General features: G+C 54.7%; 10 protein-coding genes. 4 read left to right on the top strand and 6 right to left on the bottom strand.

From position 1 onward, the window contains the following. Positions 1–1,173: 1,173 nt before the first annotated feature. Complete coding sequence (rng, locus tag AB7E06_RS02250) at positions 1,174–2,637, top strand: ribonuclease G (RefSeq protein ID WP_094196047.1); 1,464 nt, start codon at positions 1,174–1,176, stop codon at positions 2,635–2,637. Positions 2,638–2,972: 335 nt separating this feature from the next. On the opposite strand, the gene AB7E06_RS02245 is transcribed toward rng, so the two are convergent. The 3 genes from AB7E06_RS02245 to msbA all read right to left on the bottom strand — a co-directional run bounded on the left by AB7E06_RS02245 (position 2,973) and on the right by msbA (position 5,912). Then, complete coding sequence (locus AB7E06_RS02245; RefSeq protein ID WP_395029508.1) at positions 2,973–3,503, bottom strand: AAA family ATPase; 531 nt, start codon at positions 3,501–3,503, stop codon at positions 2,973–2,975. A gap of 126 nt (positions 3,504–3,629) precedes the next feature. Continuing rightward, the gene (locus AB7E06_RS02240; protein WP_094196046.1) at positions 3,630–4,088 is read right to left on the bottom strand and encodes a hypothetical protein; all 459 of its coding nucleotides are present in this window, start codon (positions 4,086–4,088) and stop codon (positions 3,630–3,632) included. 30 nt (positions 4,089–4,118) lie between these two features. Next, positions 4,119–5,912 (bottom strand): lipid A export permease/ATP-binding protein MsbA, encoded by a 1,794-nt coding sequence (gene msbA, locus AB7E06_RS02235; RefSeq protein WP_094196045.1) that lies wholly within the window; start codon positions 5,910–5,912, stop codon positions 4,119–4,121. A gap of 148 nt (positions 5,913–6,060) precedes the next feature. Between msbA and AB7E06_RS02230 the strand changes: the two genes are divergently transcribed. From AB7E06_RS02230 to AB7E06_RS02220, 3 genes are read left to right on the top strand one after another with little or no spacing between them, the layout of a single operon-like run. Further along, positions 6,061–6,966 (top strand): glycosyltransferase family 9 protein, encoded by a 906-nt coding sequence (locus AB7E06_RS02230; protein WP_094196044.1) that lies wholly within the window; start codon positions 6,061–6,063, stop codon positions 6,964–6,966. Continuing rightward, a complete protein-coding gene (locus AB7E06_RS02225) occupies positions 6,963–7,727 on the top strand; it encodes a YdcF family protein (RefSeq protein WP_395029507.1) in 765 nt (254 codons plus the stop codon). The genes AB7E06_RS02230 and AB7E06_RS02225 overlap by 4 nt, the downstream gene beginning before the upstream one ends. Continuing rightward, the gene (locus tag AB7E06_RS02220) at positions 7,724–7,984 is read left to right on the top strand and encodes a YkgJ family cysteine cluster protein (RefSeq protein ID WP_094196042.1); all 261 of its coding nucleotides are present in this window, start codon (positions 7,724–7,726) and stop codon (positions 7,982–7,984) included. Before AB7E06_RS02225 ends, AB7E06_RS02220 begins: the two co-directional genes overlap by 4 nt. A gap of 62 nt (positions 7,985–8,046) precedes the next feature. Here AB7E06_RS02220 and AB7E06_RS02215 read toward each other — a convergent pair whose 3' ends face one another. The 3 genes from AB7E06_RS02215 to AB7E06_RS02205 all read right to left on the bottom strand — a co-directional run bounded on the left by AB7E06_RS02215 (position 8,047) and on the right by AB7E06_RS02205 (position 11,223). Beyond that, on the bottom strand, positions 8,047–9,177 hold the full coding sequence (locus AB7E06_RS02215; RefSeq protein ID WP_395029506.1) for a glycosyltransferase: 1,131 nt from the start codon (positions 9,175–9,177) through the stop codon (positions 8,047–8,049). Between the two features lie 148 nt (positions 9,178–9,325). Then, the gene (locus AB7E06_RS02210; RefSeq protein ID WP_094196040.1) at positions 9,326–10,510 is read right to left on the bottom strand and encodes a glycosyltransferase family 4 protein; all 1,185 of its coding nucleotides are present in this window, start codon (positions 10,508–10,510) and stop codon (positions 9,326–9,328) included. Beyond that, positions 10,507–11,223: a polysaccharide deacetylase family protein gene (locus tag AB7E06_RS02205; protein WP_094196039.1), complete on the bottom strand. Its 717-nt coding sequence runs from the start codon at positions 11,221–11,223 to the stop codon at positions 10,507–10,509. Before AB7E06_RS02205 ends, AB7E06_RS02210 begins: the two co-directional genes overlap by 4 nt. Positions 11,224–11,231 lie beyond the last annotated feature (8 nt).

The following is an 11,231-nucleotide window of genomic DNA, read 5'->3' as shown; positions in this document are numbered from 1 at the left end:
GAGCAGAACCTAGAACTTTAACACAGAATTTTCTGATTTGTCAAGCTCCGGGTTTTACACCGTGTCAGTTACCTGACCAGTCATTCAAGCTTCGGTGCGGGCCTCTTGGCCAAGGCGGTGAAACTTGCCTAACTGCTCTCTGCGGCGCTTCCGGGAAAACCCTGTGTGTGCTGCAGCGAGAAAAGAACTATAGCACGATGATTTTCCGCCTTGCAAGCCTTCTTTGACATTTTTCTGGATATTTGAGGAGGAAAAATTCTGCAGAACGATGTAGCCGATTGATAACTATGAAGAATAACTATAAAAATAATTTTTTGATTAACTTCGAATTTTTGCCTACGGGCGGAAGACTTCAGCCCTCTACAGAGCAAAACATGGACTGACCGCTGTTTTCCTCAAAGAAATTCGTCAGATCATCCCCCCCACCCTCTGATAACTCTCCCTCCATATAGATAGGAGGGGAAATTCCTTCCCAAAATAGTCGTCTGTCGATGGATCGGCTGACTGACTGACTGACTGACTGACTGACTGACTGACTGACTGACTGACTGACTGACTGACTGACTGGATGGTTAGATGGTTGGATGGTTGGATGGTTGGATGGTTGGATGGTTGGATGGTTGGATGGTTGGATGGTTGGATAGTTGGATGGTTGGATGGTTGGCAAACAGGCTAGCGGCGGTAAACACACAGCGCCATGCCCTCGCCCCAAATCAAGAGTGTCTCTATATAGATAGGCGGTTGAGTGGCCTCCAAGATCGAGCACGATGCAGAGCTGTTAGCCGCTCGGGGCCCCGGTACGGGGTGTTGGGGCGAGTCAGACGACTTGCCGCAGTCGGAGTCACCATCGGGGATGCAAGCAGTCTGCTGTTTGAGCCCAAGGTTTGTGATTGGTCCGGGGGACCAATCACTGGGCGAGTTCAGACTGCGCCCTGATAGTGGCTCTGACAAGGGGACCGGCGCGTAGTCCGCCCCATCACCCCGTACCGGGGCCCTGAGCGGCGTCCTACATAGAGCGGCTAGAACCACATCCACCCCAAAGCAGCCTCCTGAACAAAGACAAGCAAAGCATTCATCACCCCTAAACACTCTATATAGTCATAAAGGCATAGCAGCCTCACTGACTTGGCCCTACACTAGCTCGGAACAGATATTCCTTTAGCGAAACTAACTATGCATGAAGACATCCTGATTAACGTCACTCCGTTTGAAACCCGTGTTGCCCTGGTCGAGCAAGGTGCTGTCCAGGAGATTCATATCGAGCGCAGCATCCAACGCGGCTATGTGGGGAACGTGTATCTGGGAAAAGTGGCTCGGGTTTTACCCGGCATGCAAAGTGCCTTTATTGATATAGGGCTGGAACGCGCGGCATTTATCCACGTGGCCGACTTGCGCCAGAATCGCGCCGAGCGCAATCAAGGTAGTGCGACCACACCAATTGAAAAGCTCCTGTTCGAAGGCCAGTCTTTATTAGTACAAGTCATCAAGGATCCTTTGGGCACCAAAGGCGCTCGTGTCTCGACGCAGATCAGCATTGCTGGCCGCATGCTGGTGTATCTGCCTTTTGATCCTCATATTGGTGTGTCGCAACGCATTGGTTCGGATGCTGACCGGATCGAGCTGCGCGAACGCGTCAGCCGTCTGATGCCCAAGGATGAAAAAGGCGGTTTTATCGTACGGACTCAAGCCGAATGCGCAACCGATGAAGAGATCAGTGCAGACCAGCTATACCTGCGCACCTTATGGACCCGTATTCAAGAGCGTATCCGCGAGCAAGGCGCCCCCTCTGTGCTTTATACGGACTTGAACCTGGCGCAGCGTGTTTTGCGCGATATGGTCACACCCAACACCCAGTCCATCGTGGTGGATTCGCGCACGGTCGTGCAAGAGATGAAGGAATGGGCACAGATTTATACGCCATCCGTGCTGGAGCGCATTAATCATCACAAAGGCAGCCGCGCCTTGTTCGATACCGCCCATGTCGATGAAGAGATCAACCGCGCCTTGTCACGTCGAGTGGATCTGAAATCGGGGGGTTACTTGATTATCGATCAGACCGAAGCTCTGACGACGGTAGATGTGAATACAGGTGGTTTTGTCGGCGGCCGCAACTTCGACGACACGATTTTCAAGACTAACCTGGAAGCAGCGATTGCCCTGGCCCGCCAACTGCGCCTACGCAATCTGGGTGGCATCATCATTCTGGACTTTATTGATATGGACGACCCCACTCACCGGGAGTCTGTCTTGCAAGAGCTGCAAAAAGCACTGGCCAAAGATCGTACTCGTGTGACGATCAATGGCTTTAGCCAGTTAGGTTTGGTGGAGATGACACGCAAACGCACGCGTGATTCCTTGGCGCACCAACTGTGTGAGCCCTGCCCCACCTGCCAATCGCGTGGTTCCGTACGTACGGCCCGTACCGTCTGCTATGAAATCCTGCGCGAAGTGCTGCGCGAGGCCAAGCAGTTCAACCCTAAAGAGTTCCGTATTCTGGCGGCTCAGGAAGTGGTGGATCTGTTTCTGGAAGAAGAAAGCCAGCATTTGGCCGTGGCGGGCGACTTTATCGGCAAGCCTATCTCCCTGGAAGTAGACCCGCACTACTCCCAGGAACAGTACGACATTATCTTGCTGTAAGTGCTCTGCTTTGGGATTGGCTGGGTAGCCAATCCCCTTCATCCCTTATCGCACGGCAAGATCTCTGCAGTCTGCAAGCAGGTATCACTCAATAGCGGTTTGGACTCAGTTGGCCAGCTCAATAGAACAAATCAAACAAATAGAGCAAAGCGCTTTATGTGCGCCATGAGTGGTTTGTCATAAAAGGCATCAACAAACACACCACTACACCCAGGCTAACGCTGTATTACAGCTCACTCGCGCGAGCATCGACACACACAAAGCCCAGACACACATGCAGAGGCAGTCAAGCAAACGGTATCTGGCAACTAACAGCCAGAAAACAAGCCCGTAGCCTATTCCGCAACCTGATGACGAATAACATTAAAGCCCTCTGACTGCTGCGGTGCTACAAAATAGCGGCTGAACAAATCAAACTGCGCTTCAGTTGCTTCAAAGGGATGTTCCCCACGGGCATTACGGGCATGCAAACGCGCTTTGCACACAGCATCAGCCACATCCAGATAATGCAGTTCGTGAGCCACGCCCGCGTTTTCAATCAACTCCCGCGCCCAAGCTCGTGTTGCCAGCGTGTTGGAGGGAAAATCCAGCACCACGGATACCCCGGCCTGCAACAGACCCGTAATATGCGGTGCCATGGCGGTACGCAACAAGCCGGAACAACGAGCGTAATCCTCCAAAGACCCAATTTGACTGGGATACAAGCTAGCCAGCCAAAAGTCTTCGCTGATCAGGACTGTCTTTGACTGCTCGGACAGTTTCTTGGCGAAGGTGGATTTGCCCGCCGCAATCTTGCCGCAAATCAGATAGAGCATTGTTGCCGTCACGGCGGTCTGTTTGACTTGGGTTGTAGAGGCAGAATCCATCATCTCTCTTATTAGAAGCAACTAAAAACAATAAACCCGCCTGAAAAGACGGGTCAAAAGCAGGTTTGTCCTGCCGTTTGGGCACCTCACGTATTGGAAGTGCCTCGTTGCGCAACGCTTGAACTATTACAGCGGTGCAACGGGGACAAAATCATCTTCGGGCAACACCTCTTTGGGCGCATCATCAGGATTGCACACGCCCGGAGCACGAATAGAGGTGAAGATTTCCTTGATTTCTTTTTTTACATCGGCACGGTAACTATAGACCTTGGCATCTACCCACCCCTTTTGCATCAAGGTCAGATCAATCAAAATACTGTTATCCCAACCCGCCCCCGGCTCCAGTTCATAACGCAAGGTGCCGTAGCTGGCCTGCCCCGGTTCCATCTTGAACACAGCGGCTTTGCCACACTCTGCCTGGTGCTTGAACAAGGCACGCTGAATGCTCACAAAATCCATATTGATGCGTCGCTCAGTCTTGAAAAAACTGGATCGACGCAAATCCTGTTCCCGCAATTCTGCATTCTGCTTGGCACATCCTGCCAACACAGCCAGCCCGGCCAGCGCAAGAATGATCTTCTTCATGATGTTCCTTATCGTGCAGCCTGAAGCCGCTTATTCGTTGAACTGAAACTGCATTTGGTAGAACCCGGCATACACACCATTGCGGGCCAGCAATTCGTCGTGACTGCCCTGCTCAATAATCCGCCCCTCATCCAGCACCAGGATTTGATCGGCATTTTGTACGGTAGACAGGCGATGAGCAATCACCAAGGTACTGCGCCCCTTCATCAAGGTTTCCAGAGACATCTGAACCTGACGCTCGGATTCGTTATCCAAGGCGGAGGTTGCTTCATCCAGAATCAAGATGGGTGCATTTTTTATCAGGGCGCGAGCAATGGCCAAGCGCTGACGTTGGCCGCCTGACAGGAAGTTGGCGTTCTCGCCAACCATCGTATCCAGGCCTTGAGGCAAACCCTCTACAAACTCACGCAGATTGGCTGCTTCCAGGGCCTCCCAGATACGCTCCGGTGAGACCTCGGCTCCCGCGCCATAAGCCACGTTTTGGCCGATCGTCGCCTCAAACAGCACCACATCCTGGCTGACCAAAGAAATCTGGCTACGCAAGCTGCGCAACGTCAGCTCTTCCGAGGGGATACCATCGACCCGCAACTGCCCGCTGCTTGGAATTAGAAAGCGCGGCACCATATTGGCCAGCGTGGTCTTGCCACTGCCGGAACGACCAACCAGCGCAATGGTCTGGCCGGGCTGCACCGCAAAACTGACCTCAGACAAGGTGTCGCGATGGGCGTTAGGGAAACGGTGAGAGACCGCATCAAATTCGATATGGCCACGAACGGGCTGCTTGAACTCCCGTGTTCCTGTGTCAGGCTCCGGATCCTGATCAACCAGCTTGAACACGCTTTCTGCCGCTACCAACATGCGCTGCATGGTGCCCGTAATATTGGTCAAACGCTTGATAGGGTCAAAAATCTGCCCCAAAGCAGCCATGAACGCCGCAAAACTACCGATAGTCAGTGTGCCGGTATTGGCCTGATACAAAGCCACAAAAATCACCCCGGCCACAGCGATGGACACAAACAACTGCGTAATGGGCGACAAGGCCGCATCCGCAGAAGCGGCGCGCATGGCAAAACGGCGCAGGCGCGCGCTCACGTACATGAAACGTGTGTTTTCACGCTCGTAGCCGTCAAACAGCTTGATGACACGCTGAGCATCAATGGCTTCGCTGACCACGCGGGTCAGCTCGGCGTTCATATTCACCGTATCGCGGTTAATGCGGCGCAAGCGACGCGACACCATCTTGGCAACAAAGACCGACGCGGGCATCACCAAAAACACGATGACCGTTAATTGCCAGGACATATAGAGCAAGACGCCCAGCAAGGCAATCACTGTCAGGGTTTCACGCACCACGACCGTGACCACCTCGGTAGCCACCCCGGTCATGGTGCCAGCATCAATCGTAAAACGGTTCAGCAAACGCCCCGTATCCCCTTGCTTGAACTCCGAGTCGGACAATCCCAGCAAGCGGGAGAACATGTCGCCACGTAAAGTCAGCAACATTTTGTTGGCGATCCAGGCAAACAGATAGGAGCTACCGTAACTGGTCACACCCCGCACAAACATCAGTCCGATCACGGCCAGCGGAATGGACCACATGTAATCAGGCTTGGCACCGGTAAAGCCATCGTCCAGCAACGGCTTCATGATCACCGCCAGCACCGGCTGGGTAGCCGAGGACAGACTGACCAGGATCAATGCCAACACCGCCACCTTCCAATAAGGCAGCAAACGGCTGTAAATGCGCCTCCAGAGATCGGATTTGACGGGATCGTGCCCAGCAGGCTTGATTTTGGTTTCTATGGCGTTGGACAACGAGGACACCCTATATACTATCTAATTGTGTTTATTCTAACGCTCATTGCCTGAATCGAGCGTCCCCGCTTTGGTTCGTTCTGCCTCGTTGTCCCTGTTCATGTCTGATCCCTCTGCCCTTTACCTACGATTGCCTAATTGGCTAGGCGATGCATGCATGAGCCTGCCGTGTTTACAGGCTCTGCTCGATACCGGTTTGCCCGTTGTGGTTTGCGCCCGTCCCTGGGCCCGCGAGCTGCTGTCGGCGTACCCTTTGCATGGCTTCATCCCCATGAGCAGCCACTGGCACCAGGATGCCAAAGCCATACGCCGCTATCGTCGCCAGCACGGCCATCGCCATGCGTATGGCCTGCTGCTGCCTGATTCGCTTAGCAGTGCGCTCAGCTTCAAACTGGCTGGCCTGCCAGCCTGCGGTTATCGGGACGACGGCCGTAGCCTTTTATTACGTTGGCCTTTAAATAAGCCGCAAAAGCGGTTGCACGCGGTGCAATCCTGGTTCTATATTGTTCAACAGGCTTTGAAGCTGTGGAATTTGAACCCGGCAGCCGAACAAGCCCCAGCCACCCTGGATTTGACGCTCAGCCCCCTGCAACGGCAAGAAGGCGACAACAGTTTGCGCCAAGCCGCCCTGCGCCCCGGTGACTATATTCTGATCGCCCCTACTGCAACGGGACTGCACAAAGGCCGCGTCAAAGTCTGGCCCTATTTCGACCAACTGACCCGACATCTGCAAGCCCAAGGCAAAACCGTCATTATGTGTCCTCCGCCCAACGAGCATGAGGCTGCCCTGCACAATGCGCCCAGCGCACGTTGTCTGCCGCCCCTACCCTTAGGGGCGTTTGCACGGCTTTGCCAACAGGCGCAGTGGGTAGTTTGCAATGACTCTGGCGTCTCCCATGTCGCCGCGGCCATCAAGGCGCAGCAGCTGACCTTATGTGGCGTCACCAACCCACAAGACACGGGCCCCTGGTCACCACGGGCGATCTGCCTGGGACGTGATGGCCAATGGCCTACGCTGAACGAAGTGGTGCAAGTGTTGGAGTCAGAACAGGAGCACCCATGAGCGTATCGAGCATCCTGACCAGCCTGGTCATTCCATTGAACTTGTTTGCAGCCCTATTACTTCTGGCAGTGTTGCTGTTTATCTTGCGCCAGCGTAAAACGGCTGCCGCCCTGGCCTTGGCCGGACTGCTCTGGACCGGTGCCTGGTCCCTGCCCGCCACCAGCCTGTATGCCGGTGGGTATCTGGAAAAAATGTATCCCTACCAGCCTGCTGAACAGGTGATGCAGGCCGATGCCATTGTGGTTCTAGGTGGCCACACTGCCCAAAACCGCAGTAATTGGTTCTTACCACAGACAGCCCAAAAGACATCGGCACGCGTAGAACGGGCGGCTGATCTGTATAAGGCAGGACGTGCGCCTTACATCGTCTTGTCGGGAGCAGCGCTGGACGGCGGCATCAGCGAGGCCAAGGTCATGGCCAACACCCTGAACAACCTGAATGTCCCCACCTCGGCCCTGCTGATGGAAAACGACAGCCTGACCACTCAACAAAATGGCGAATATACGGCCAAGCTGTTGCAAGAAAAGCAGGCCAAGCATGTCCTGCTGGTGACTTCAGCCTTGCACCTGCCACGTGCCATGGCCATTTTCCGCAAGCAAGGGGTTGATGTGATTCCAGCCGGTGCAGCCCCACAGTTAACGGTTCCGAACAGTCCCGGGTTTTCCAGGTGGAAACCCAATCTGATGGCCCTGCAGTCCAGCCGCTCCATCATTAAAGAATATGTCGGGATTCTGGTGTATTGGTCCCGAGGCTGGGCATGATTTGTCGCTCCGAATGCGGGGCCTGCTGTATCGCCCCCTCGATTTCCAGCCCTATCCCCGGCATGCCCCACGGCAAGCCAGCCGGTGTGCCCTGTATCCAGTTGGATGAGCAACTGCGCTGCCGGATTTTCGGCCAGCCCGAACGGCCTGCCTGTTGCTCTGGTTTACAGGCCTCGCCTGAAATGTGTGGCACCAAGCGCGAAGAAGCCTTGCTCTGGCTGGCAGAGTTGGAAACGCTGACAGCCCCCCAGCCCTAACGAGCGAGATAAAAAAAAGAGGTGTTCTGAAATACACTCAAAACGCCTCTTTGTATACACCCTTAATAAGCTGACGCTGACAGCGCCCGCGCTTTCAAATAGGCCTGATAGGTATCTACTGAAAAGCGTTGCGCGTCAAACCGCTTCTCTGCCCGCTTCCTGGCCCGTCTGCCCACCGTTTGCAAGCAATACTTCTGACACAGCATGTCTCGCACATGCGCTTCAATGGCCTCGACATCACCGCAAGGCACCACCCAGCCTTCATGCAAGTGTTCAATACTTTCAGGCAAGCCACCGGCATTGGAAATCAGAACTGGCAGCCCCAGTGCTAGGGACTCGTAACACGCGTAGGAGGCAGATTCTTTATAAGACAGCACAAAACCCACATCACATGCAGCCAACACCGAACGTACATCCTTGACCAATCCAGGAAAGAGCACTTGTTCGGCGCAACCCAAAGCCTGCACTTTTTCGCAGACGGCGGCGGCTGGCGGATCCCCCGCCACCACCACCCGGACTCGCTGTTTCAGCTCTGGTTCCAGACGAGCAACCGCCTCCACCAGCAGCAACCAGCCTTTTTCCAGATCGGTACCACCTACCGAGCCCAGCACCAGACAATTGTCAGGCAAAGTCGAGCCGAAGAGCGTCTGACGTGCGGCCCACTTTTCCTGCGGGCTCACTGGACAATAATGCTCCAGGTCCAGGCCGTGATAAATACGTTCCACATTGCAACGTCGGTAATCGGAATTAGCCAGTTGCCGCGCCACATAATCGCTAACGGCAATACAAAGATCCGTCCCAAAGCGCGCCCGCAAGCGGTTACCCACGCTATGGAGACGGTTGGTATTGTGTTTGGTCCAGATAATGACCGGAGGATTAGGCAGCGTTTTACAAGCGATCATGACATGGCGGTGATCGGTGCTGCCATTGCAATGCACGATATCAAAAGCCTCACGCTGCAAAAAACGGCGCAAACTCCATATCTCTGATAACGCCGTCCCGATACGGGCGGTGTACAGGCCCGGCAACACTCTGACGCCAGGTACCTGCAAAGCTTCACGATACAGTCGGCCTGTTGCCGGGACCGCCAGAGTGAAATCACACTGATGAGCCAGCCCACGCAACAAACCCAAAATATAGGTAACATGGCCTCCGCCATTACCGTGATGAATATCAGTGATCAGGACCTTCAAAACTCGCTCCGTCAGCGGCTATGAATGACAGGCAAATGCTCTGGCCGAGCATCTACGGGTCACAAAGTGTATCCGCTATTGCGCAAGCTGAACAATGACTGAACAGCAGTTTTGAAAATTTAATACCAATAACAAAGAAAACAGCGTTTTAAGCTTGGCGGCGAAGCAACACTTTTTGGTACAGCTCCTGATAACGACTTGCCACCGCAGGCCAACTGAACTGGGCCAGCAATTCCCGAGAGTTCTCGACCAGATTACGGGCCATCACCGGATCCTTGCTGATTTTCTCAATCGCTTGGGCCAGTTCCTGGGCATCTTCCGGATGGCTGAGCAGCAAGGCGTGATAACCACCCTGCACATATTGGGCAAAGCCGCACCACGGCGCCGGACTTAGGACGACCGGCAAACCATAGGACATGGCTTCCAGCGGTGCCATGCCAAAGCTGTCATTCAGGGTGGGATGCACGTAAATATCGGCAGCACGATAAAAGGGTTCGACGTTCGAGGTCTCGCCTTGCAAGATGACACGATCCTGCATATTCAGAGACTGCAACTGTTGGCGCATCTGATCTCGCAGGCCAGGTTTTCCACCCACCACCAACAGGCGGTAATGAGATGGCAATTTCGCCAAGGCCTCCAGCACCGTACTCAAGCCTTTGCGCAGGGGATTGCGCGCCACCAGCAGACAGACGACCTGCTCCTTGGTGAAACCCAAGGACTCACGCACTTTGGTACGCTCTTCCCCTTGCAAATCGGCTTGCGGCAAGGCCACGCCAGGAGCGATAACCGGATAATCGTGCACGCTGCCATAGGCTTGCTGCAATTGTTCGGCAATCAAGCCTGAAACGGCGACAACGGCATGAGGACCGGGCCGCAAACGGCGTTTTTCCAGACCCAGATAGCCCCAGACACGCGGGCTGAAGTAGGAACCCAGCTTTTTAAGCCAGGGCAAGGGTCGCACCCGCCAGTTGAAACGCACGGGGGTGACATGAACCACTTCCACGTCCCCGCACCACCCGTTCATGTGCGAATGCACAATATCAAAACCTTGGGCCGTGGCCTTGGCCGCCTTGCGGGCGAACAGGATGCCGCGTATCCAGCCAGGCCAGTGCGACCAATGACGGATAGGCACGTAGGCCAGCTTCAAGTCGCAACGACTGTCATACTCACGCGCAAACACGGTAATTTCGTGCTTTTCGGCCAGTTCACGCATCAGCTCCACGCCATAGGCCTCGGCACCGCCAAAGCGGTTACCAAAACGATCGACCACAAAAGCAATGCGTAAACGCTCGGCAATCGCAGCAGGCGTGTCGTGGATTTGATCTGAATTCATGAGCGGGAAACCGTACGGCGCTTGTCTTCCAGGCGTGTCACGCACTTTTGCACAAAGCGCAAAATATTGGTGGAACGCGAGACCGTCACGCGGGGCAGATCAAACAAGTCATCGTCCGAACGCGCCAGGCCACGATTGGTGGTGGTGGCGTTCAGATACCCTGCCTGGCGCACTTGCTCACGGATAGCCTGATTCTGATCGCCATAGGGATAGCAGAAAGCGCTGACTTCAACTTGCAGCGCATCTTGCAGCTCTGCCTTGGATTGCGCGATCTGGTAATGGGCAATTTCCGAGGACACATCAGTCAGATGCACATGGTCCAAGGTGTGCGAACCGGCTTCATGACCGGCATTTACCCAGGCGCGCAGCTCGGGCAAGGACATCAGACCGGAATGCGGCACACCTTTGGGTTGATCCCAGAAGTTGGAGCCGTCCAGATGCCGCGCAACAATGTAATTAGTGGCGGTAAAGCCCAACTCATCCAGCACCGGCATGGCATTTTGAAACACGTTACGGTAGCCGTCATCAAAGCTGATTCCCACAACCTTGCCCTGCTTTTCACCGCGCAGGTACGGCATCAATTGCGCCATGGACAAACCTTGATAGCCCAAGCGCTTCAGCCACGTCATCTGGCGCCGAAAGTCAGTGGGATGCACGGTCAAGCCTCGATACGGCGAACCTTTGGGAGCAGGCACCCCGACCTGGTGGTACATAAGAATCG

Source organism: Alcaligenes sp. (genome assembly GCF_050255915.1).
Classification (GTDB): domain Bacteria; phylum Pseudomonadota; class Gammaproteobacteria; order Burkholderiales; family Burkholderiaceae_B; genus Alcaligenes; species Alcaligenes aquatilis.
This window is presented reverse-complemented; position numbering and strand designations above follow the sequence as displayed.

Coding starts and splice junctions, on each gene's coding strand:
- rng (WP_094196047.1), top strand. CDS start 1,174: ATGCATGAAGACATCCTGATTAACGTCACTCCGTTTGAAACCCGTGTT.
- AB7E06_RS02230 (WP_094196044.1), top strand. CDS start 6,061: ATGAGCCTGCCGTGTTTACAGGCTCTGCTCGATACCGGTTTGCCCGTT.
- AB7E06_RS02240 (WP_094196046.1), bottom strand. CDS start 4,088: ATGAAGAAGATCATTCTTGCGCTGGCCGGGCTGGCTGTGTTGGCAGGA.
- AB7E06_RS02225 (WP_395029507.1), top strand. CDS start 6,963: ATGAGCGTATCGAGCATCCTGACCAGCCTGGTCATTCCATTGAACTTG.
- AB7E06_RS02220 (WP_094196042.1), top strand. CDS start 7,724: ATGATTTGTCGCTCCGAATGCGGGGCCTGCTGTATCGCCCCCTCGATT.
- AB7E06_RS02245 (WP_395029508.1), bottom strand. CDS start 3,503: ATGGATTCTGCCTCTACAACCCAAGTCAAACAGACCGCCGTGACGGCA.
- AB7E06_RS02210 (WP_094196040.1), bottom strand. CDS start 10,510: ATGAATTCAGATCAAATCCACGACACGCCTGCTGCGATTGCCGAGCGT.
- AB7E06_RS02205 (WP_094196039.1), bottom strand. CDS start 11,223: ATGTACCACCAGGTCGGGGTGCCTGCTCCCAAAGGTTCGCCGTATCGA.